Annotated in this window: 19 protein-coding genes; 11 read left to right on the top strand and 8 right to left on the bottom strand. The window is 69.7% G+C overall.

All coding sequences use genetic code 11. The features are described 5' to 3' along the window. Window positions 1-102: 102 nt before the first annotated feature. The 5 genes from RN51_RS01400 (at window position 103) to paaZ (ending at window position 6,462) form a co-directional block, all read left to right on the top strand. Complete coding sequence (locus RN51_RS01400; RefSeq protein ID WP_045262255.1) at window positions 103-1,422, top strand: MFS transporter; 1,320 nt, start codon at window positions 103-105, stop codon at window positions 1,420-1,422. 120 nt (window positions 1,423-1,542) lie between these two features. Further along, window positions 1,543-2,733 carry an acetyl-CoA C-acyltransferase gene (locus RN51_RS01395; RefSeq protein ID WP_045262254.1) on the top strand — a complete coding sequence of 397 codons (1,191 nt, stop codon included), beginning with the start codon at window positions 1,543-1,545 and terminating at the stop codon, window positions 2,731-2,733. Continuing rightward, window positions 2,733-3,503: an enoyl-CoA hydratase/isomerase family protein gene (locus RN51_RS01390; RefSeq protein ID WP_045262253.1), complete on the top strand. Its 771-nt coding sequence runs from the start codon at window positions 2,733-2,735 to the stop codon at window positions 3,501-3,503. Before RN51_RS01395 ends, RN51_RS01390 begins: the two co-directional genes overlap by 1 nt. Continuing rightward, on the top strand, window positions 3,500-4,369 hold the full coding sequence (locus RN51_RS01385; RefSeq protein WP_045262252.1) for a 3-hydroxyacyl-CoA dehydrogenase family protein: 870 nt from the start codon (window positions 3,500-3,502) through the stop codon (window positions 4,367-4,369). Before RN51_RS01390 ends, RN51_RS01385 begins: the two co-directional genes overlap by 4 nt. Before the next feature lie 11 nt (window positions 4,370-4,380). Then, on the top strand, window positions 4,381-6,462 hold the full coding sequence (gene paaZ / locus RN51_RS01380; protein ID WP_045262251.1) for a phenylacetic acid degradation bifunctional protein PaaZ: 2,082 nt from the start codon (window positions 4,381-4,383) through the stop codon (window positions 6,460-6,462). A 21-nt stretch (window positions 6,463-6,483) separates the two neighbouring features. On the opposite strand, the gene RN51_RS01375 is transcribed toward paaZ, so the two are convergent. The 7 genes from RN51_RS01375 to dhaK all read right to left on the bottom strand — a co-directional run bounded on the left by RN51_RS01375 (window position 6,484) and on the right by dhaK (window position 14,702). Further along, window positions 6,484-7,125 carry a TetR/AcrR family transcriptional regulator gene (locus RN51_RS01375; protein WP_045262250.1) on the bottom strand — a complete coding sequence of 214 codons (642 nt, stop codon included), beginning with the start codon at window positions 7,123-7,125 and terminating at the stop codon, window positions 6,484-6,486. A gap of 88 nt (window positions 7,126-7,213) precedes the next feature. Further along, window positions 7,214-8,533 carry a phenylacetate--CoA ligase PaaK gene (paaK, locus tag RN51_RS01370; RefSeq protein ID WP_045262266.1) on the bottom strand — a complete coding sequence of 440 codons (1,320 nt, stop codon included), beginning with the start codon at window positions 8,531-8,533 and terminating at the stop codon, window positions 7,214-7,216. Window positions 8,534-8,555: 22 nt separating this feature from the next. Further along, window positions 8,556-8,984, bottom strand: a complete 429-nt coding sequence (paaI, locus tag RN51_RS01365; RefSeq protein WP_045262249.1) for a hydroxyphenylacetyl-CoA thioesterase PaaI — start codon at window positions 8,982-8,984, stop codon at window positions 8,556-8,558. Window positions 8,985-9,117: 133 nt separating this feature from the next. Then, window positions 9,118-10,407: a sensor domain-containing protein gene (locus tag RN51_RS01360; RefSeq protein WP_197073155.1), complete on the bottom strand. Its 1,290-nt coding sequence runs from the start codon at window positions 10,405-10,407 to the stop codon at window positions 9,118-9,120. Between the two features lie 154 nt (window positions 10,408-10,561). Beyond that, on the bottom strand, window positions 10,562-13,069 hold the full coding sequence (ptsP, locus tag RN51_RS01355) for a phosphoenolpyruvate--protein phosphotransferase (protein ID WP_082066217.1): 2,508 nt from the start codon (window positions 13,067-13,069) through the stop codon (window positions 10,562-10,564). After that, window positions 13,069-13,710, bottom strand: a complete 642-nt coding sequence (gene dhaL, locus RN51_RS01350; RefSeq protein WP_045262247.1) for a dihydroxyacetone kinase subunit DhaL — start codon at window positions 13,708-13,710, stop codon at window positions 13,069-13,071. Before dhaL ends, ptsP begins: the two co-directional genes overlap by 1 nt. Continuing rightward, window positions 13,710-14,702: a dihydroxyacetone kinase subunit DhaK gene (gene dhaK, locus RN51_RS01345; protein WP_045262246.1), complete on the bottom strand. Its 993-nt coding sequence runs from the start codon at window positions 14,700-14,702 to the stop codon at window positions 13,710-13,712. Before dhaK ends, dhaL begins: the two co-directional genes overlap by 1 nt. Window positions 14,703-14,860: 158 nt before the next feature. Here dhaK and RN51_RS01340 point away from each other — a divergent pair, with 158 nt between their 5' ends. Next, window positions 14,861-15,628, top strand: a complete 768-nt coding sequence (locus RN51_RS01340; RefSeq protein ID WP_045262245.1) for an IclR family transcriptional regulator — start codon at window positions 14,861-14,863, stop codon at window positions 15,626-15,628. Window positions 15,629-15,702: 74 nt separating this feature from the next. On the opposite strand, the gene RN51_RS01335 is transcribed toward RN51_RS01340, so the two are convergent. Then, window positions 15,703-17,874: a RecQ family ATP-dependent DNA helicase gene (locus tag RN51_RS01335; RefSeq protein ID WP_045262244.1), complete on the bottom strand. Its 2,172-nt coding sequence runs from the start codon at window positions 17,872-17,874 to the stop codon at window positions 15,703-15,705. A 93-nt stretch (window positions 17,875-17,967) separates the two neighbouring features. Between RN51_RS01335 and RN51_RS01330 the strand changes: the two genes are divergently transcribed. The 5 genes from RN51_RS01330 to paaD all read left to right on the top strand — a co-directional run bounded on the left by RN51_RS01330 (window position 17,968) and on the right by paaD (window position 21,095). Then, the gene (locus RN51_RS01330; RefSeq protein ID WP_045262243.1) at window positions 17,968-18,387 is read left to right on the top strand and encodes a hypothetical protein; all 420 of its coding nucleotides are present in this window, start codon (window positions 17,968-17,970) and stop codon (window positions 18,385-18,387) included. Window positions 18,388-18,488: 101 nt separating this feature from the next. Then, window positions 18,489-19,463: a 1,2-phenylacetyl-CoA epoxidase subunit PaaA gene (paaA, locus tag RN51_RS01325; protein WP_045262264.1), complete on the top strand. Its 975-nt coding sequence runs from the start codon at window positions 18,489-18,491 to the stop codon at window positions 19,461-19,463. Further along, window positions 19,463-19,768: a 1,2-phenylacetyl-CoA epoxidase subunit PaaB gene (paaB, locus tag RN51_RS01320; protein WP_029262355.1), complete on the top strand. Its 306-nt coding sequence runs from the start codon at window positions 19,463-19,465 to the stop codon at window positions 19,766-19,768. Before paaA ends, paaB begins: the two co-directional genes overlap by 1 nt. Continuing rightward, entirely contained in the window at window positions 19,765-20,607 is an 843-nt protein-coding gene (paaC, locus tag RN51_RS01315; RefSeq protein WP_052674535.1) for a 1,2-phenylacetyl-CoA epoxidase subunit PaaC, read from the top strand. The genes paaB and paaC overlap by 4 nt, the downstream gene beginning before the upstream one ends. Then, window positions 20,601-21,095: a 1,2-phenylacetyl-CoA epoxidase subunit PaaD gene (gene paaD / locus RN51_RS01310; protein WP_045262242.1), complete on the top strand. Its 495-nt coding sequence runs from the start codon at window positions 20,601-20,603 to the stop codon at window positions 21,093-21,095. The genes paaC and paaD overlap by 7 nt, the downstream gene beginning before the upstream one ends.

Below are 21,095 nucleotides of genomic sequence, written 5' to 3'. Positions count from 1 at the left end.
CCATGCGCTACGCTCGGCAATTACTGACCGATCATTCGGTTATGAACACCCGAGCGCCGCCCAGCGCTCTCTCCCCCGGAATCGCAGAACAATGGAGTTCGCATGACGTCAGCAGTCTCCGCCCGCACCTCGTCCACACGGATGCCCACCGAAGAACGGCGCGTGCTCGCCGGCACCCTGGTGGGCACATCGATCGAGTGGTACGACTTCTTCATCTACGCGCAAGCAGCAGGACTGGTGCTCGCACCCCTGTTCCTGGCGCCGATCGCAGAGGAGAACCCCGGCTTCGCCCAGGTGCTCTCGTTCGCGACGATCGGCATCTCCTTCCTCTTCCGCCCGCTCGGGGCGATCGTCGCCGGCCACCTCGGCGACAAGCTCGGTCGCAAGAAGATGCTCGTGCTCACGCTCGTCATGATGGGTCTGTCGACGTCGTTGATCGGCCTCCTTCCGACGTATGCCGCGATCGGCGTGGCCGCGCCCATTCTGCTGATCCTGCTCCGCATCGTGCAGGGATTCTCCGCGGGCGGCGAATGGGGCGGGGCCGCCCTGATGGCCGTCGAGCACGCGCCGAACAGCCGCAGAGGACTCTTCGGGGCCTTCCCGCAGATCGGCGTTCCCGTCGGGATGATCCTCGCCACCTCCACCCTGTGGGTGCTCACCAGCTCCATGTCGCCGGAGGCCTTCCTCGAATGGGGCTGGCGCATCCCCTTCCTGCTCTCGATCGTGCTCATCGCGGTGGGCTACGTGATCCGCCGCGCGGTCGATGAGAGCCCGGTCTTCGAAGATCTGCGACGCCGCCGCAAGGAGGCCTCCGCTCCCCTGAGCCGGCTCTTCCGCCAGAACACCAAGCAGGTCGTCCTCACCGCCATCATCTTCATCGCGAACAACGCGGCGGGGTACCTGCTGATCGCCTTCTTCGCGACCTACGCCGTCACCACCCTGGGCATGGACCGACCCCCGGTGCTGCTGGCGACCACCCTCGCCTCGTTCGGATGGCTCATCTTCACCCTGTGGGGCGGACACCTCTCCGACCGGCTCGGCCGCATCCGCACGTTCCAGATCGGCTACGTGGCGCTCGCGCTCTGGGCGGTGCCGATGTGGTTCCTCATCGACACCGCGAACATCCTCTGGTACTTCGTGGCGCTGTTCGTGATGACGTTCGCGCTCGGGCTCTCCTATGGCCCGCAGGCCGCCCTCTATGCGGAGATGTTCCCCGCGAACGTTCGCTACTCGGGCGTCTCCATCGGCTACGCCCTCGGCGCGATCCTCGGTGGAGCGTTCGCACCGATGATCGCCGAGGCTCTGATGAACCAGTTCCACGCGGCATGGACGATCGGCGTCTACATCGCAGTGGCGTCCGTGATCTCGCTGATCGGCGTCTCGCTCGTCAAGGAGACCAAGGGCGTGGACCTGCTCAGCTGACGCCGCCCCGATGCGGCTCCGGCCACACGTGTGACATAATTACCGGACGATCGGTCAGTAATTCGGGCCGATCGTCCGGACAACGGGAAACCGTCGAGACAACGCAGTCAGGAGTTCCGCATGACCGAGGCCTACCTCGTCGGAGGCGTACGCACCCCGGTCGGTCGCTACGGCGGAGCCCTCGCCTCCGTCCGTCCCGACGACCTCGCATCGATCGTCGTCCACGAGGCGGCGCGACGTGCAGGCGTCGACCCTCTCCAGGCGGAGATCGACGAGGTCATCCTCGGCGCCGCGAACCAGGCGGGCGAGGACAACCGCAATGTCGCCAGGATGGCGGTCCTGCTCGCCGGCCTTCCCGACAGCGTCCCCGGCATCACGGTCAATCGGCTATGCGCCTCCGGCATGTCCGCCGTGACGATGGCCGCTCAGGCGATCCGCGCCGGTGACGCCGACCTCATCATCGCCGGCGGCGTCGAATCGATGACCCGCGCACCCTGGGTGCAGGCCAAGCCCGAGAAGGCGTGGGCGAAGCCCGGCGCCGCGTTCGATACCTCGATCGGCTGGCGGTTCCCGAACCCGCGACTCATGGCCCGCGAGAAGGCGACGTACACGATGCCGGAGACCGCGGAGGAGGTCGCGCGCGTCGACGGCATCGGACGCGAAGAGGCGGACGCGTTCGCCCTGCGCTCGCAGCAGCGGGCTGCCGCGGCGATCGCAGACGGACGGTTCGAGGCGGAGATCGTCGGAGTCCCCGTCGGCTCGGGTGAGGTGCTCGTCGACGAGGGCCCTCGTCCGGAGACGACGCTCGAAGGCCTCGCCCGACTGCGGCCCGTCGTCGCGGGCGGTCAGGTCGTCACCGCCGGCAACTCCAGCGCGCTCAACGACGGTGCCTCGGCGATCATGGTCGCGAGCGCGGAGGCGGTCGAGCGGCACGGGCTGACACCGCGGGCGCGGATCGTCGTCGGCACCAGCGCGGGACTCGCGCCCGAGATCATGGGGCTTGGACCGGTGCCCGCCACGGAGAAGGCCCTCCGACGCGCCGGGCTCTCCGTCGACGACATCGGCTCGATCGAGCTCAACGAAGCATTCGCGACGCAGTCCATCGCGTGCATCCGACGCCTCGGACTCGACGAGACCCGCGTGAACGCCGACGGCGGAGCGATCGCGCTCGGTCACCCGCTCGGCTCGTCCGGCTCACGCCTTCTGGTCACCCTCCTCGGACGCATGGAGCGCGAGGGCTCCCGCTATGGACTCGCCACCATGTGCGTCGGCGTCGGCCAGGGCGCTGCTCTGATCGTGGAGAAGGTGTGATGCCGCGGTCTCCCCTCGGCGATACGCAGGCGCACGACGAACCCCTCCTCGTCGAAAGGCGTCACGACCGCGTGGTCGCCACCCTCAATCGGCCGCACAAGCGCAACGCGATCGACCAGGCCACGATCGACGCGCTGCACGCGCTGTGCGCCGAGCTGGAGGCCGTGCCGCTCCCGCTGATCCTCACCGGCGCCGGCGGGGTCTTCGCGGCGGGTGCCGACATCGCCGAACTGCGCGAACGGCGTGCCGCCGACGCGCTGCGCGGGATCAACGCTCACGCGTTCGTCCGTCTCGCCGAGCTGCCGATGCCCGTCATCGCGGCGATCGACGGCTACGCGCTCGGCGGTGGAGCCGAGCTCGCCTACGCGGCGGACATCCGCATCGGGACGCCGACGCTCGCGATCGGCAACCCGGAGACCGGGCTGGGCATCCTCGCAGCGGCCGGCGCGAGCTGGCGTCTCAAGGAGATCGTCGGCGATGCCAGGGCGATCGAGCTGCTACTCACGGGTCGCGCGGTGAAGGCAGAGGAGGCGCTGCGCATCGGGCTGGTCTCGGCGATCCACGAGACGGCGGACCTGCTGCCGGCCGCCCACGCCATCGTCGACCGCATCGCCCGCAACGACCCTGCAGCGACCATCGCGACCAAGCGGGTGTTCCGGACGCCCCGCGACCAGCACCCCTCCGCCGACCTGGAAGCCCAGGCCGAGCTCTTCGAGAGCCCGGAGAAGTTCCGACGGATGACCGACTTCCTCGAACGGAGAGACCGATGACCGAGAGCACGTTCATCGCGCCCGAACAGGTGGGGGTGCTCGGCGGCGGACGCATGGGCGCAGGCATCGCGCACGCCTTCCTGCTCGCCGGCTCCCGGGTCGCCGTCGTCGAACGCGACGCCGACGCGGCGGAGGCGGCCACAGCACGCGTGCTCGAGTCCATCGACGCCTCGGTCGCACGCGGCACGGCCCTCGACTCCCCCGAGGCCTATCGGGCGCGCCTGACCACGGGCACGGATGCCGCCCTGTTCGCGCAGTGCACGCTCGTCGTCGAAGCCGTTCCGGAGGATCTCGCCCTCAAGGTCGACGCGCTCCGTCGGGTCGAGGCGCAGATCGCGCCGGACGCCGCCATCGCCTCGAACACCTCTTCCATCTCGATCGATGAGCTGGCCGCGGTGCTCGATCGCCCCGAACGCCTGCTGGGCATGCACTTCTTCAATCCGGTGCCCGCCTCCACCCTCGTCGAGATCGTCCATGGTGCGAGCACCGCCCCTGCGCTCGTCGATGCCGCCCGCGGCTGGGTGGCCGCCATCGGCAAGACACCGATCGTCGTGGCCGATGCTCCCGGATTCGCGTCGTCCCGCCTCGGCGTCGCGATCGGGCTCGAGGCGATCCGAATGCTGGAAGAAGGTGTGGCCTCCGCCGAGGACATCGACGCCGCGATGACGCTCGGATACAAGCATCCGGTCGGTCCGCTGCGACTCACCGACATCGTCGGGCTCGACGTGCGTCTGGGCATCGCCGAGTACCTCTGCGCACAGCTGGGTGAGCGCTTCGAACCGCCGGCCCTGCTGCGACGACTGGTCGCCGAAGGCCACCTGGGCCGCAAGAGCGGACGCGGCTTCTACGAATGGGACGCCTCATGAAGGGAACAGAAATGACGGAGATACTCCCCAGCTACGTCGAGGGAGCATGGTGGACGCCGTCGTCCGATGCCGGGGCCACGGACGTCCGTGACGCCTCCACGGGCGAGGTCGTGGCGCGTGTCTCGACCGACGGACTCGACCTGGGTGCTGTGCTCGACCACGCGCGCACCGTGGGGCAGGCATCGCTGGGTGAGCTCACGTTCCATCAGCGCGCCGTGCTGCTCAAGCAGCTCGCCCTCGCCCTCACCGAACGCAAGGCCGAGCTGTACGAGCTGTCCAGCCGCACCGGTGCCACCGCGCAGGACTCCTGGGTGGACATCGACGGCGGGATCGGCGTGCTGTTCGCGTACTCGAGCAAGGGCCGGCGCGAGCTGCCCAACGCGACGGTGTACGTCGACGGGGGCGTGGAGAACCTCTCCAAGGACGGCTCCTTCCTCGGCCGCCACATCTACACGCGACTCCGCGGCGTCGCCGTGCAGATCAACGCCTTCAACTTCCCGGTCTGGGGGTCTCTCGAGAAGTTCGCTCCCGCGTTCCTCGCCGGCGTCCCCACCGTCGTGAAGCCGGCCACCCCCACCGGCTACCTCGCCGAGGCCATGGTGCGCGTGATGGTGGAATCCGGTCTCCTCCCCGACGGGTCACTGCAACTCGTCTCCGGCAGCGTGCCCGGCCTCTTCGATGAGCTGCGGCTGGGCGATCTGGTGGCCTTCACCGGCTCCGCGTCGACCGCCGAGAACCTGCGTGCCCACGATGCGGTGCAGACGGGAGGGGTGCGCTTCACGAGCGAGACCGACTCGATCAACGCGTCGGTCCTCGGGACGGATGCCGTCTCGGGCACGCCGGAGTTCGACGCCTACGTCAAGCAGCTGGTCGCTGAGATGACGACCAAGGCCGGGCAGAAGTGCACTGCAATCCGCCGGGCGATCGTGCCGGCGGAAGCTGTCGACGACGTGATCGCCGCGGTCCGCGAGCGGCTGTCGTCGCGCGTGGTCCTCGGCGATCCGCGCGCCGAGGGGGTGACCATGGGTCCGCTCGCCTCCACCGCACAGCGCGAGGAGGTTCTGCGCCAGGTCGACCGTCTGCGGGACGGCGGTGGCGAACTCGTGATCGGGACGACCGACGCGCCGACCGTCCGCCGCGCTGACGGCACCGAAGGAGAAGCCCCCGACGGCGCCTTCGTGACGCCGATGCTGCTGCGCTTCCCCGATCCGACGAGCGCGGCCGTCAACGAGATCGAGGCATTCGGACCGGTGTCGAGCATCGTCGGCTATCGCACCCTCGACGAGGCGAGCGCCCTCGTGGCTCGCGGCGGAGGCTCGCTCGTGACCAGCGTTGCGACACACGACCCGGAGGTCGCCGTCACACTCGCCACGGGCATGGCCGCCTACAACGGACGCGTCCTCTTCCTCGACAGGGACGACGCCCGCACCTCGACGGGGCACGGATCGCCGCTGCCGAACCTCGTCCACGGTGGCCCCGGGCGTGCGGGCGGCGGCGAGGAGCTCGGCGGCATCAGGGCGGTGCTGCACCACATGCAGCGCACCGCGGTGCAGGGCTCCCCGGAGATGCTGACCGCGCTCACGGGAGTCTGGCACCAGGGCGCAGCCTCGCGTCCGTACGAGCAGGGCGACGGCGTGCACCCGTTCCGCAAGTCGCTGGCCGAGCTGCACGTCGGCGATCAGGTGGCCAGTGCCTCCCGCACGGTCACCCTCGATGACATCGAGACGTTCGCGACGTTCACCGGCGACACGTTCTACGCGCACATGGACGAGACCGCGGCCTCCGCGAATCCGTTCTTCCCCGGACGCGTGGCACACGGGTACCTGCTGGTCTCGTGGGCGGCAGGGCTGTTCGTCGACCCGGCGCCGGGGCCCGTGCTCGCGAACTCCGGGCTCGAGAACCTGCGATTCGTGACGCCCGTCTCCCCCGGTGACGACATCCGGGTCGAGCTGACCGCCAAGCAGATCACGCCAAGGGAGACCGACGAGTACGGGGAGGTGCGCTGGGACGCCGTGCTGAAGAACCAGCACGACGACATCGTCGCCACGTACGACGTGCTCACCCTGGTGGCGAAGGAGCGGGCGGCGGCGTGACGCCGAGAGCCGGAGCCCCGGTCAGACGACCGCGGCTCCGGCTCCGTCGTCTGTGCGCAGGCCGTCCAGGGCGATGGCCACGACGTCGTCGGCGAGACGGTCGGCGCCCTCGCGCCCGCCGGGCCGATACCACTCGACGATCGAGTTGATCATCCCGAACACCAGACGCGCCACCACACTGGCATCGATGTCGGCCCGCAGCTCTCCTTCACCCTGCGCCTCCGAGACCAGTGCGGTGATCCGACGGTCGAACGCCCGGCGACGGATGAGGGCCTTGCGTTCCACCTCGGTGTTGCCCCGCACGCGCAGCAGCAGGGTGACGGCCGGCAGCTGCTCCACGAGCACCCGGACGGCGCCGCGCAGCACATGCTCGAGCCGGTCGACCGCGCTGGACGGCGCCTGGTCGGCAGCCGAGTCGGGAAGCGGGTCATCCACCACGGCCTCCAGGCCGCTCAGCGCGGCGTCGAGAGCGAGGTCGAGGATCTCGTCCTTCGAGCCGAAGTGGTGGTAGATCGCCGACTTCGACAGACCGAGGCGCTCGGCGAGCATCCCGATAGATGTGGCGTCGTACCCGTACTCGTTGAACGCGGCGACGGCGACCGCGAGGATCCCCTGCTGGTCGTACCCCGGTCGGCCTCGTCGCGTGCTCTGCATCTCGGACATCACCCCACAGTCTCGCACCCGAAGAGACGCGCGGGCAGGAGCGCCGACCGCGAGGCGGGCGCGACAGCCGTCCGCCTCGCTCCCCGCATCAGCGCAGGTCGTACACCCGCTTGTACTTCCCCTCGCTCCGGGGCAGCGCTCCCGGCTCCTCGAGCTGGACGGCCACCGTCGACCCCACGAAGATCTTGATGCGCTGCGCGAGCACCTCCGCGGCGCTGCGGCAGGTCTCCACGGCCAGGTCGGGGTGCCGCTCGATGCGCACCTTCAGCGTGTCCATGCGCCCCTCCTTGGACAGCTCGAGGATGAAGTGCGGGGTCAGCTGCTCGATCCCCAGCACCAGCTCCTCGATCTGCGTGGGGAACAGGTTCACGCCCCGCAGGATGATCATGTCGTCGTTGCGGCCGGTGATCTTCTCCATCCGCCGCATCCCGGGCCGCGCGGTTCCCGGGAGCAGGCGGGTGAGGTCGCGGGTGCGGTAGCGGATGACCGGGAACGCCTCCTTGGTCAGAGAGGTGAACACGAGTTCGCCGAGTTCGCCGTCAGGCAACACGACGCCGCTCTCTCCGTCGATGATCTCGGGCAGGAAGTGGTCCTCCCACACATGCGGGCCGTCCTTGGTCTCGAGGCACTCGTTGCCCACGCCTGGTCCCATCACCTCGCTGAGACCATAGATGTCGAGTGCGTCGATGCCGAGGCGCTGCTCGAGCTCGTGACGCATCTCGTTCGACCACGGCTCCGCGCCGAGCACCGCGACCTTCAGCGAGGTGGAGTGCGGGTCGACCCCCTGCGCGGCCATCGCATCGGCGATCGTCAACAGGTAGCTCGGCGTGCACAGGATCGCGTCGGGTTCGAAGTCGAGGATGAGTTGCACCTGGCGCGCGGTCTGGCCGCCCGACATCGGGATCACGGTCGCCCCGAGTGCCTCTATGCCCGCGTGCGCCCCGAGCCCACCCGTGAAGAGTCCGTAGCCGTAAGCGTTGTGCACCTTCATGCCTGGACGGATGCCGCTGGCCCGCAGCGACCGCGCGACCAGCGATCCCCACCGTTCGAGGTCGCCCCTGGTGTAGCCGACGACCGTGGGCCGGCCGGTGGTGCCGCTGGAGGCGTGGATGCGTGCGACATCGGACATCGGCACTGCGAACATCCCGAACGGATAGGTCTCGCGCAGATCCGCCTTGGTCGTGAAGGGAAGCAGCCGCACGTCGTCGAGCGTGCGGATGTCGTCCGGGTGCACGCCCACCTCATCGAACTTGCGTGTGTAGAGGGGGACGTTCGCGTAGGCGTGCCGCACGGTCTGCTGGAGTCGATCGAGCTGGAGCGCGGCGATCTCGTCGCGGGTCATCCGCTCTTCCGCGTCGAGCTCGGCGGATGCGGGTGCGTGGACTCGGGAGGGCGTTGCGGTCGTCATCGACACGAGGTTCTCCGGGCGTTCAGAAGGTCTGGCTGGTGGTGCGGGAGCGTCCGCGGAACTCGGCGACGGCATCGCCCTGTTCGTCGACGACTGTCACGTCGTAGATGCCGGAGCGGCCGCGGCGCGACCGCCGGACTGCAGTGGCGGTGAGCGTCTGCCCCGACACCGTCGGCTTCAGGAACGAGATGTCCGCACCGGCGGCGACGGTGACCCTGTCGTCTTCGTTGCAGGCGATCGCGAAGGCGGTGTCGGCCAGGGCGAAGACGAAGCCGCCGTGGGTGATGCGGAAGCCGTTCGTCATGTCGTCCCGCACGCGCATCGAGACGACCGCGTGGCCAGGATCATCACGTTCGACGACGAGTCCCAGCGAGGCCGAGGCGCGGTCGCGCTCCATCATCGCGCGATTCGTGCGCACGGCGTCGGTCGCCTGCATCGTCGCATCTGTCATCGTCGACCTCCTCGTCGAGCGGATCGGAGGTCGCCGCTGCGCCATCCGACCCGCTCATACTAACCGACCGATCGTTCAGTTAGTCAAGCGGGTCGGCCTCGACTGCTCCTCGGGCGCGCTGCCTGTCGAACCCTCAGCCGAAGTCGGGAAGCTGACGCCGGGTCGCATCCTCCGTCAGGATGCCGGTGATCACGGCGCTCGGGTCGCCGGCGTCGCGATCGACGCGGAACCGGATCACCGCGCCTTCACGCGTCGTCCACTGATAGAAGTACTCGCCGGAGGACACGACGCGGATCTCGGTGCCCCCGGGGTACGCCTCCTTGGCCTTGCCGATGGAGTCGCCGATCCGCACCTCGCCTGCCGTCGGCAACGCGGCAGGATCCTCCCGGCTCTCGTCCCCGACGTTCGAGAGGCCGACGGACGCGGCGTCGACGACGGAGCTGCCCTCGTTGCTCCACAGCACCACCGAGGCGGAACCGTCCGGACTGACGATCCGGGTCTCTCCTCCATCCCACTCCGGCCCGATCACCGTCGCTCCCGGCACGGCCGCGATGGCCTCGTCGACGTCGGAGCCGAGGACGATCGGCCCGATCCCGGTGGCACTCACCTGCCAGGTGCTCCACGCCGCAGCAGAGTCGACGGCAGGCGGCGTCGCTGCGGGCGTCGGCGGGTTCGCAGTCAGCTCCTCGATCAACCGCGAGCGAGCGTCGGACGCCTGGTCGCGCAGGAACGCGGCGGCCCCTTCAGCGTCGAAGGCGGCGTCACCGGTGAACGGCTGCCAGATGTTCACGAGGACGTTGCCGACCGACGCATACCCCTGGTAGAGCCGGTGCCCGTCGCCGAACCCGTCGTCGATCACCAATGCTCCGGTGACGGCGCGGATCCCGTCACCGGAGTCGAGGGTGGTCGAGTCGAACGTGGATGCACCGGTGCCGTACATGAACTCCGCACACTGCTTCGCCATCTCGACGTAACGGTCCATCAATCCCTGCGCCGTCGCCTCATCCGCGAACTGGAGCACATGCATCCAGCCATCCCTCCCATCGGGGAGGGAGCTGGTCCAGGTGACCGAACGCGCACCGACCGACCTCAGGGAAGGCTCATAGAGGAAGAGGTTGCAGATCGCCGGCGTGAGCTCGGGCCCACCCCCGTCTGAGATCTGGATCAGCGACGGCGACGGCGTCCCCACCTCCCCGACGTCGGGCAGGAGACCGGCGATCTCCTCGGCGCTCGGCAGGAACCAGTCGAGCTGATCCCCGACGAACACCGTCGGTCCGTCGTACGGCGTCGGGGCGGGGCTCTCGGTCGCCGGAGTGGGCTTCGGCGTGGCTTGCGGTGCGGGCACGCATCCCGTCAGGGCGATGATGGCTCCCGCGGTCAGCACTCCCAGGACACTTCTCGACAACGACCACCGTGTGGACATGAACCCTCCGTCTGCTCGCGACGCCGTGATCGACGCCCCCTCGCTGATGAGCCTAGGGCCAGAGCCGTCGCTCTCGTCTCGACGGACCATGTCGATATCAGAATGGAATGAGATGCATGCCGGAGTGCGCATATGAGACGAAGGACCGTCTCACTCACCCTTCGTCGAGAGCCGCGGAGACGGCTGCTCGCGCGGCATCCGCCGAGCCAGCACCGACGGCTGCCTCTGCGGCTCGTCGGCAGTCATCGACCGACAGCTCGCGCAGCCGCGCGGCCACTCGACCGAGCGACCGCGGGGTCATGGAAAGCGATGTCACTCCGAGACCGACGAGGACCGGAGCGAGCGCGGGGTCGCCCCCTGCTTCCCCGCAGACGCCCACCGGCTTCCCGGCAGCCCGACCTGCGGCACCGACGGCGGCGATGAGTCGCAGCACCGCGGGCTGCCACGGATCGTTGAGGTCGCCCAGATCGCTGAGAAGCCGATCCGCCGCCATCGTGTACTGGGCGAGGTCGTTGGTGCCGAGGCTCACGAAGTCGACGACCTCGAACAGCTCCGCGGCGAGCAGCGCGGCGGACGGCGTCTCGATCATGATGCCGACCCTGTCCAGCCCCGCGGCGCGACAGCGTTCGGTGAAGTGCCTGGCCTCGTCGACCGTCGCGACCATCGGAGCCATCACCTCGACCTCCGCCGTTTCCGCTGACGCCGCTCGGGCGAGAGCGACCAGCTGATCGTCGAGCAGCTGCGGGCGACGTCGGGCGATCCGCAGCCCGCGTACGCCGAGTGCGGGGTTGTCCTCGCTGTCGGAGTTGGCGAAGGGAAGGGGTTTGTCACTCCCCGCGTCGAGGGTGCGCACGACGACCTTGCGTCCGGGGAAGGCGGACAGCACTCCGCGATAGGCGGCCACCTGCTCGTCGACGCTCGGGGCCTCGGTGCGGTCGAGGAAGCAGAACTCGGTGCGGAAGAGTCCGACGCCCTCCGCCTGCGCCGAGGCCGCCGCCTTCGCATCAGCCGCTCCCCCGACGTTCGCGAGCAGCGGCACGCGGTGCCCATCGGCGAGTGTGCCGACGCCGTCGAAGTCGACAGCGGTCACGGATGCCCGCGCTTCTGCGATGCGGGCTTCAGCAGGAGCCACCTCGACCGTGCCGCGGTCGCCGTCCACGAGGACCATCACCCCGTCGAGCAGCGCCTCGGCGCCAGTGAGGCCCACCACCGCCGGCAGGCCCAGGGAGCGCGCGATGATCGCGGTGTGCGAGGTCGGTCCGCCCTGGCCTGTGACGAGGGCCACGCATCTCCCTCCGGCGAGCAGCGCGGTGTCCGCAGGAGCGAGGTCGGTGGCCACGAGCACGAAGGGCTCGTCCCGCTCGGGCACGCCCGGCATGTCGACCTCGAGGATCTCGGCGATGATCCGGTCGCGCACATCTCGGATGTCGGCGATGCGCTCGGCCATCCGACCACCCAGAGCGGCGAGCGCCTTCTCGTGGGCGAGGGCCGTCTCCCAGACCGCACGGGCGCCGGTGCGTCCCTTCGACCGCACGAGAGCCGTCGCCTCGGACACCAGCTCGGGGTCGGATGCCAGCAGGCGCGAGGCGTCGAGGATGGCCCTCGTCTCCCCCGTCGCCTGCGCGGTGCGAGAGCGGAGTTGACCGGCGACCGCCACGGCCGCCCACTCGATCGCGGACACCTCGGAATCCCGGTCGGCGGCAGGCACCACCACGTCGGGATCGGGTTCAGGAAGCGGCGGTGCCAGATGCACGACGGGGGCGGCGACCCGGCCGGTGCTCACCCCGCGCCCGCGGAGCACGGTTCCCGGCGCGACGGTTCGCACCGGTTCCACCTGCCCACCCGACGTCGGTTCATCGGCGGAAGTCGGCGAACCGGGCGCGGTCGTGGTCGCCGTCGGGGCAGCGTCGTCGTCGGGTCGGGCTTCGTCTGTCCCCTCGCCGAAACCGTCGTCGAACAGCGCGACCAGGCGATCCAGCGCGTCGTCCGCGCCATCGCCCCGCGCCGTCAGCTCGAGTTCGTCGCCCTGTCGAGCGCCGAGCACGAGGAGTCGCGTCAGGCTCGCGGCCGCCGCGTCGGGGCCGTCCGGGAGGCGACGCAGGTGCACGTCCACTACCGACGACGCCTTCGCGATCAGGGCGGCAGGACGCGCGTGGAGACCCTGCGGATTGCGCACCCGCACACGGCGCATCCGCACATCGTCGTCCACCGGGGTCTCGGCGACCTGTGTCGCGGGCGCCTCCTCGTCACCGAGCGCACCGGTCTTCGCCGCGAGGGCCGATGCCGCTTCGGCGGCCACGGTGTCGAGCGACCCACCGGCCGCAGCGGACACGACGGCGGCCAGAAGCCCCTCGACGAAGGGAGCGGGAGCGAGCCGCACCGGCACCTCGCTCGAGCGCAGCTCCACAGCGAGCTCGGCACTCAGCACGGCCGAGCCGAGATCCATGAGCACGAGCACACCGTCGCAGTCGGCTGCGAGCTCGTCGATGGCCGCGGCCACCGCGACGGCGTCCGTTCCGAGGATCGGTGCGCCTTCGGCGTCCACGCCTGCTCCGGCGGCGACCTGCACCCGCACCCTGCCGTCGTGGACCATCTGGAGGGCGAGCTCCAGCGCCGCCTCCCCGAGCCGTGCGCTGTGGGAGACGGCGACGATGCCGATCATCAGGCGCTGTCCTCGATCGTCTCCGCGAGCGTCTCGAAGAGGATCGCCGTCGAGGCCGCTCCGGGGTCGAGGTGACCAGCGCTGCGCTCGCCCAGGTAGCTCGCCCTGCCCTTCCGGGCGACGAGAGGCAGCGTGGCGTCGCGACCCGCCGCCGCGGCATCCGCCGCCGCTCTGACCGCATCCGAGACGGACGAGCCCGCGGCGAGCGCGGCGTCCATCGCGTCGACCGCCGGAGCCATGGCGTCGAACATGGTCTTGTCCCCCGCCTCGGCCTTGCCGCGAGCGACGATGCCGTCGAGTCCTGCCCGCAGCGCGGCCGCGAGAGCCGCCCCGTCGAGGTCCGACACAGCGCCTGCGGTCATGCCCATGCGCAGGAAGAACGTGCCATAGAGCGGTCCGCTGGCTCCGCCGACCGAGCTCACCAGCGTCATGCCGACGGTCTTCAAGAGCTCGTCCACCGTTGCGGGCACCCCGGCGGACAGCTTCTCGCCGACGGCGCCCATGCCCCGGGCCATGTTGGCTCCGTGATCGGCATCGCCGATGGCCGAGTCGAGTTCGGTGAGCCAGTCGCGCTTCTCTGTCACGGCAGCACCGAAGCGTGCGATCCAGTCGGCGAGGACGGCGGTGTCGACCGCGGCCATCAGGCGCCCCACCGCAGACCGGGGGTGTTCACGGGTGAATCCCACAACCGCAGCAGCTCATCGTCGGCTTTGAGCAGCGTCACCGAGCACCCGGCCATGTCGAGCGAGGTGATGTAGTTGCCGACGAGGTTCCTGGCGACCTGTACCCCGGCTTTCTCGAGCAGCGCGGCGACCTCGCCGTACATGAGGTAAAGCTCGATCAGCGGTGTCGCCCCCATGCCGTTGAGCATGACGATCGCGGGACCGGTGGCGTCGATGTCGGCGAGGATCGGCTCCACCAGCTGTCGGGCGATCTCGGACGCCGGAGCGAGAGGTTCGCGGTGTCGGCCCGGCTCCCCGTGGATGCCGATGCCGATCTCCATCTGGTCGTCCGGGAGGTCGAAGGTGGGCTTGCCCGCTGCGGGCACGGTGCAGCTGGTGAGCGCCATGCCCATCGAGCGGCCCTGTCCGTTCACCTTCTTCGCCAGCTCGACCACGGCTGCGAGGTCGCGCCCCTCTTCTGCTGCCGCGCCGACGATCTTCTCGAGCAGCACGGTGAGACCCACCCCGCGGCGTCCTGCCGTGTAGAGGGAGTCCTGCACGGCGACGTCGTCGTCCACCGTGATGCTGCCCACCTCGATGCCGTCCATGGCGGCGAGCTCGGCCGCCATCTCGAAGTTCAGCACATCGCCGGTGTAGTTCTTCACGATGTGGAGCACACCGGCTCCGCGATCGACGGCCTTGGTCGCGACCTGCACGCGGTCGGGGGTGGGAGAGGTGAAGATCTCACCGGCGACAGCGGCGTCCAGCATCCCGGTGCCGACGAAACCGCCGTGCAGGGGTTCGTGGCCGGACCCTCCGCCCGAGACGATCGCGACCTTGCCCTGCGCCTTGGGCGTGGCGCGGGTGATCACGTGGTTCTCGAGGTCGACGGAGAGCTCGGGATGAGCGAGGGCGACGCCCCGCAGGGATTCGACGAGGACGTCTTCCGGGGCGTTGATGAGCTTCTTCATCGTTCGATCTCCTTTGATCCTTCGGGGACTCTTTCGCAATAATCCGAAAGTAATTCGTTAATGTCGAATATGCTCGGAGCCTGCCGGGTTGTCAAGATCCATCGCCAAGCCCGGCCCATCGACACCGGCTCGACGACGCACCGGAAGGAGGCCTCCCCGTGATCCAGGCGATCGACCGCGCGGCGAAGATCCTCGAACTGCTCCAGGGAGCACGCCACCTCGGCATCACCGATCTCTCCGGAGCGCTCGGGCTGCCGCCGTCGACCGTGCACGGAATCGTGAAGTCGCTGCGCGCGCACGGACTGGTCGCGAAAGAGCGGGGCGGTCAGCGCTACATGCTCGGACCCACCCTGCTGCGCCTGAGCAACGTGTACCTCGACACCCTCGACGTGCGCGCCAGGGCCATGCGGTGGACGCAGGAGCTCGCACGGCGTACCGACCTGTCCGTGCGCCTGGGTGCGCCACACTTCACGGATGTGCTCGTCATCCACCACAACCTGCGCCCGGACGACAGCCAGCAGATGCTCGAGACCGGAGTCGCCATCCCGGCCCACGCCTCGGCGATGGGCAAGGTGCTCCTCGCATACGACCTGGGCTTCCAGCAGAGCGTCTTCGAACAGCCGCTGCGCAGTCTCACCGGTGACACCGTCACAGACGTCGCGCGCCTGACACTGGAGCTGCCGTCGATCGCCGAACGCGGAATGGCCGGCGAGTTCGACGAGGCGGTGCTCGGCGAGTCGTCGATCGCCGCTCCCGTCGCGGACGCCTCGAACGACATCGTCGCCGCGGTCGCCGTCGTGCTGCCCACGTCGCAGGCGCCGGCGTCCGATGCAATCCTCAACGCACTGCGGGAGACGGCGCGCAACATCTCACGAGAGCTCGGCGCCACCGCCTGGCCCCCGCGCGTCGCGCCCGCCGACGACTGAAACCCCGTCGACGACGGAAATCCGGCCGACGACGGAACCACCGTCTCGCTCAGCGTCAGCCCGGCGGTCGACTGTCAGCCGCGCAGCGCCAGCGCGAAGGGCAGCACGTCCGTCGCGCCGGCACGACGGAGTTCACGGGCCGCCACGGTCATCGTCCACCGGCTGTCGACCAGGTCGTCGACGAGCAGCACAGGCCCGGTCGGCACCTCCAGATGCCGAGCACTGAAGCGATCCCAGAGTCCTGCGAGGCGGAAGACACTGTTGCCACCAGGCCCGCCGGAGGGACCTCCGCCCACGGGTTCGAGCGCGCCGAGATACGGCAGGCGCCCGACGTCGGCGAGTCCGCGCGCGAGCGAGTCGACCAGCAGCGGGTGCGAACGCGAGGGCATCGCGACCACCGCCACGGGGCGCTCCTCCCATCCCCAGCCCGCGAGCACACGCACGCACGCCTGCAGCAGCTGTGGAGTCACCACGGCATCGGGCGCCCCGGCCGCGAACAGCTCGCGCAACACTCCGCCCCAGCCCAGGTCGGTGAGTCGTGCCAGCGCTCGCCCCTCCCCCGCCTGTTCGTCAGCGGGGATGCGCCCCTTGACCGGCACATCGAGCCGGTCGGCACCGGTGGGCCAGGCACGGCGAGGCTCGATCGGCACTCCGACGCGGTCGAGCGACTCCACGGCCTGCGAGCTCGCGGACGCGCCGATCTCCCGCGGGAACCACTCTCCCGCGCAGTTGTCGCACCTCCCGCACGGAGCGGCCGTGCCGTCGTCGAGCGCGCGCTGCAGGAACTCCATGCGGCACCCGTCGGTCTGCTCGTATTCGATCATGTGCTGCTGCTCGGCGACGCGCTCTGCGGCGATGCGCTCATACCGCTCGGCGTCGTAGGTCCACGGCGCACCGGTCGCGACCCACCCGCCCTGCACGCGCCGGACCGCGCCGTCGACGTCGAGCACCTTCAACAGCAGCTCCAACGGCGTGCGGCGGATGTCGACCATCGCCTCGAGCGCCGGCGTGGAGAGAGGGGCATCGCCGAGGGCGCCGATCACCCGTTCGGCCCGTTCGCGATCCGGCATCGAGGCGGTCGCGAAGTAGTGCCAGATGTCACGGTCCTCGACGCCCGGGAGCAGCAGCACATCCGCGCTCTCGCTGGCGCGCCCGGCGCGACCCACCTGCTGGTAGTAGGCCACGGGAGAGGACGGCGCGCCGAGGTGCAGAACGAAACCCAGATCGGGCTTGTCGAACCCCATGCCCAGCGCGCTCGTGGCGACGAGAGCCTTGACCTCGTTGCGCTTGAGCATCCCCTCGGACTCGGCGCGCTCCTCGGGGTCGGTCTGCCCGGTGTAGGCACGCACGTCGTGGCCGTGATCGCGCAGCAGTCGCGCGGTGTCGACGGCGGCTGCGACAGTCAGCGTGTAGATGATGCCGGAGCCGGGCAGGTCGTCGAGGTGGCTCAGCAGCCAGGCCAGGCGACTCGCCGAATCGCGCAGGCGCAGCACCCCCAGCCGCAGCGACGTGCGAGCGAGCGGCCCGCGGATCGTGAGCACCGGGACCGCATCGGGATCGCCGGTCGCCCCGCCGTCCGCTCGCAGCCCATCGTCCGCCCGTAGGCTGCCGAGCTGCTCGGCCACGTCTGCCACGACACGGCTGTTGGCGGTCGCCGTTGTCGCGAGCACCGGCACGTCCGACGGCATCTGTGCGATCAGGTCGCGCAGACGGCGGTAGTCGGGGCGGAAGTCATGACCCCAGTCGCTGATGCAGTGCGCCTCGTCGACCACCAACATCCCGATGCGCCGCACGAGCGCGGGCAGCTGCTGTTCGCGGAAGGCGGGGTTGTTGAGCCTCTCGGGAGAGACCAGCAGCACATCGACCTCGTCACGGTCGAGCTGCGTGAGCACGTCCGACCACTCGTGCGCATTGGTGGAGTTGATCGCCACGGCCCGCACTCCCGCACGTTCGGCGGCGGCGATCTGGTCGCGCATGAGGGCCAGCAGCGGCGACACCAGCACGGTCGGCCCCGCCCCCTGTCGGCGCAGGAGGAGGGTGGCCACGAAGTAGACGGCGGACTTGCCCCAGCCGGTGCGCTGCACCACGAGCGCGCGGCGGCGCCCTTCGACCAGTGCCTCGATCGCCTCGTACTGCCCGTCGTGGAAGTCGGCGTCCGGGCGTCCGACGAGTTCGCACAGAGCCGCACGGGCGGACTCGCGGAGGTCGTCGGCCTCGGGGGATGCAGCGGGGGCGTGGGCGGTCATCCCTCCACTCTGCCTCAGACCTCCGACACCTCGGGGACCCGTTCCACGGGTCCATCGAGCCCCCGGGCGAGTCCCGTCGTCTAGCGTGAGGGGATGATCACACGCGAGCTCGCCGTCGCCCTGCGGGACACAGGACTCGTCTGGCACCCGGCCGAAGGCGACCGCTTCCAGCTCGACCTCCCCGACGAGGTGGAACTCGACGCTGAGGCCGACATCTTCACCGTGAGCGAGATGACGATCGAGGCCCGTCAGACTCCGAGCGGCACCGATCTGGCGTTCAACGGCACGACGGAGTGGGCGCTCGACGCGGTGACGCTCGCGGATGCCGTGTGGCTGCCGCGGGAGGACCAGCTGCGAGATCTGCTCCGGGGAACGTTCCGCTCGCTGGTGCGTCTCGAGGACTCCTTCCGCGTCGAGATCGAGGTCGGCGGCGAGCGGCTCGCTTTCGAGCACCCCGACCCCTCGGAGGCGTACGGCCGCGCCCTCCTCGATCTGGTCTCCCGCTCGCGCTGACCCCGACGCGCTGACGCCGTCGTCTTGTCTCCGGCGGTCCACTGTGTCAGAATTACCAAACGATCGGTCAGTAAAGATGGCCCGATGCCGAGGAGTCGATGATGACCAGTCCCGCAGACCTGTCCCTGGTGGGCGAGATCTCCGATGAGGAGCGCCTGTTCGACGAGCTCATCGCCAACGAGCAGCGCATCGAACCCCGCGACTGGATGCCCGACGCCTACCGCAAGACGCTGGTGCGGCAGATCTCGCAGCACGCGCACTCCGAGATCATCGGCATGCAGCCGGAGGGCAACTGGATCACGCGCGCGCCGAGCCTCAAGCGCAAGGCGATCCTGATGGCCAAGGTGCAGGACGAGGCCGGCCACGGCCTGTACCTCTACTCCGCCGCGCAGACCCTCGGCACCACTCGCGACGAGATGATGGACCAGCTCATCAGCGGCAAGGCCAAGTACTCGTCGATCTTCAACTACCCGACCCCGACCTGGGCGGACATGGGCGCGATCGGCTGGCTCGTCGACGGCGCCGCGATCTGCAACCAGGTGCCACTGTGCCGGGCGTCGTACGGGCCTTACGGCCGCGCCATGGTGCGCGTCTGCAAGGAGGAGTCGTTCCACCAGCGTCAGGGCTTCGAGATCCTGCTCACCCTGATGCAGGGCACCGAGGAGCAGCGCGCGATGGCGCAGGACGCGGTGAACCGCTGGTACTGGCCGAGCCTCGCCATGTTCGGGCCGCCCGATGACCAGTCCCCCAACTCGGCGCAGTCGATGAAGTGGAAGATCAAGCGGTTCTCGAACGATGAGCTGCGCCAGCGCTTCGTCGGCATGCTCGTGCCCCAGGCCGAGATCCTCGGCGTCACGCTGCCCGACCCCGACCTGCGCTTCGACGAGGAGAGCGGACAGTACGTGATCGGCGAGATCGACTGGGACGAGTTCTTCGAGGTGGTGCGCGGCAACGGGCCCTGCAACGCCGAACGCCTCGAACGCCGCCGGACGGCTCATGAAGAGGGCGCCTGGGTGCGCGAGGCCGCGGCCGAGTACACGCGCAAGCAGTCGCCGAAGACGAAGGCGGTGGCGTGATGGCGACGCCAGGAGCCGACGAGCGCGAACCGTGGCCGCTGTGGGAGGTCTTCGTCCGGGCGAACCGCGGGCTGAGCCACGTGCACGTCGGCTCGCTGCACGCGCCGGACGCCGAGATGGCGATTCGCAATGCGCGCGACCTCTACACACGCCGTGGAGAGGGCGTCTCGATCTGGGTCGCCCCCGCGGAGGCGATCACCACGAGTGACCCCGACGCCAAGGGCGCCTACTTCGAGAGCCCTGCGGGGAAGAACTACCGCCACGCCGTGTACTACACCGCCTCGGAGGGAGTGCCGCACCTGTGAACGAGGACACGGTGAACGAGGACATCGACGTGCACGGGAACGTCTCCGTCGACGAGCTCGACCTGGCGCAGGAGCTGTCCGGCACCGGCGCGGTCGCGGCGTCGGCCGACGTGGCGGAGTACGCGCTTCGTCTCGGAGACGACGCCCTGATCCTCTCGCAGCAGCTCGGTGCCTGGATATCCCGGGCTCCCGAGCTCGAGGAGGACGTGGCTCTGGGCAACATCGCCCTCGACCTGCTCGGCCATGCGCGCTCCTTCCTCCACTACGCCGGGTCGTTCGACGGGCGCAGCGAAGACGACCTGGCCTTCTTCCGCGACGAACCCGATTTCCGCTGCGCGTGGATCGTGCAGCAGCCCAACGGCGACTTCGCCCAGACCATCGCGCGCCAGTTCGTGGTGGCCACCTATATGTTCGAGCTGTACTCGGCCCTGCGCGGCAGCAGCGACGAGACGTTCGCCGCCATCGCCGAGAAGTCACTCAAGGAGGTCGACTACCACCGCGACCACGCCGTGCAGTGGATCCTGCGCCTCGCCGGAGGCACGGAGGAGTCGCGCGCCAGGGTCATCCGCGCGCTCGGCGACGTGTGGCCGTACGTCGACGAGCTGTTCCGTGACGACGATCTGATCGCGCGGCTCGGCGACGCAGCCGTGGCCCCGTCGACGCTGCGACCCGCTTTCGACGGCGTGGTGGAGACGGTGTTCGCGGAGGCGGAGCTCTCGGTGCCCGCCGTGATGTCGTCGTCGGCGGGTGGACGCACCGGTGCTCATGCGACGCCACTCGGCCACATCCTCGCCGAGATGCAGGTGCTCGCTCGACGGCATCCGGGTGCGACATGGTGACTCTCACCCCGACGCAGGCGGCGTGGCGGATCGCGGCCTCCGTGCCCGACCCCGAGGTTCCCGTGCTCACGATCGAGGACCTCGGCGTGCTCCGTGCGGTCGAGGTCGACGGCACGACGGTTCATGTCGACATCACCCCGACCTACAGCGGCTGCCCCGCGATGGACACGATCCGCGACGATGTGGTCCTGGCACTCACCGCCGCCGGCTTCGACGAGGTGTTCGTGCGCCTGGTGCTCTCCCCCGCCTGGACGACGGACTGGATGACGCAGGCGGGCAAGACCAAACTCGCCGAGTACGGCATCGCACCGCCCACGGGCCGCGCCGCCGTGTCGACCGGCCCCATCCGCCTGGCGTTGAGCGTGCGCTGCCCCCGCTGCGGATCGGTCGACACCCGCGAGGTCTCCCACTTCGGCTCCACGTCGTGCAAAGCGCTGTTCGAGTGCCGCGCCTGCCTCGAGCCCTTCGACCACTTCAAGGTGCACTGA

The sequence above is a fragment of the Microbacterium oxydans genome (assembly GCF_000956405.1).
Lineage (GTDB): Bacteria > Actinomycetota > Actinomycetes > Actinomycetales > Microbacteriaceae > Microbacterium > Microbacterium oxydans_C.
This window is presented reverse-complemented; position numbering and strand designations above follow the sequence as displayed.

What these genes read in the sequence shown, in the direction of transcription:
- RN51_RS01400 (WP_045262255.1), top strand. Translation starts at nt 103, where the DNA reads ATGACGTCAGCAGTCTCCGCCCGCACCTCGTCCACACGGATGCCCACC.
- RN51_RS01395 (WP_045262254.1), top strand. Translation starts at nt 1,543, where the DNA reads ATGACCGAGGCCTACCTCGTCGGAGGCGTACGCACCCCGGTCGGTCGC.
- RN51_RS01390 (WP_045262253.1), top strand. Translation starts at nt 2,733, where the DNA reads ATGCCGCGGTCTCCCCTCGGCGATACGCAGGCGCACGACGAACCCCTC.
- RN51_RS01385 (WP_045262252.1), top strand. Translation starts at nt 3,500, where the DNA reads ATGACCGAGAGCACGTTCATCGCGCCCGAACAGGTGGGGGTGCTCGGC.
- paaZ (WP_045262251.1), top strand. Translation starts at nt 4,381, where the DNA reads ATGACGGAGATACTCCCCAGCTACGTCGAGGGAGCATGGTGGACGCCG.
- RN51_RS01375 (WP_045262250.1), bottom strand. Translation starts at nt 7,125, where the DNA reads ATGTCCGAGATGCAGAGCACGCGACGAGGCCGACCGGGGTACGACCAG.
- paaK (WP_045262266.1), bottom strand. Translation starts at nt 8,533, where the DNA reads ATGACGACCGCAACGCCCTCCCGAGTCCACGCACCCGCATCCGCCGAG.
- paaI (WP_045262249.1), bottom strand. Translation starts at nt 8,984, where the DNA reads ATGACAGATGCGACGATGCAGGCGACCGACGCCGTGCGCACGAATCGC.
- RN51_RS01360 (WP_197073155.1), bottom strand. Translation starts at nt 10,407, where the DNA reads ATGTCCACACGGTGGTCGTTGTCGAGAAGTGTCCTGGGAGTGCTGACC.
- ptsP (WP_082066217.1), bottom strand. Translation starts at nt 13,069, where the DNA reads ATGATCGGCATCGTCGCCGTCTCCCACAGCGCACGGCTCGGGGAGGCG.
- dhaL (WP_045262247.1), bottom strand. Translation starts at nt 13,710, where the DNA reads ATGGCCGCGGTCGACACCGCCGTCCTCGCCGACTGGATCGCACGCTTC.
- dhaK (WP_045262246.1), bottom strand. Translation starts at nt 14,702, where the DNA reads ATGAAGAAGCTCATCAACGCCCCGGAAGACGTCCTCGTCGAATCCCTG.
- RN51_RS01335 (WP_045262244.1), bottom strand. Translation starts at nt 17,874, where the DNA reads ATGACCGCCCACGCCCCCGCTGCATCCCCCGAGGCCGACGACCTCCGC.
- RN51_RS01330 (WP_045262243.1), top strand. Translation starts at nt 17,968, where the DNA reads ATGATCACACGCGAGCTCGCCGTCGCCCTGCGGGACACAGGACTCGTC.
- paaA (WP_045262264.1), top strand. Translation starts at nt 18,489, where the DNA reads ATGACCAGTCCCGCAGACCTGTCCCTGGTGGGCGAGATCTCCGATGAG.
- paaB (WP_029262355.1), top strand. Translation starts at nt 19,463, where the DNA reads ATGGCGACGCCAGGAGCCGACGAGCGCGAACCGTGGCCGCTGTGGGAG.
- paaD (WP_045262242.1), top strand. Translation starts at nt 20,601, where the DNA reads ATGGTGACTCTCACCCCGACGCAGGCGGCGTGGCGGATCGCGGCCTCC.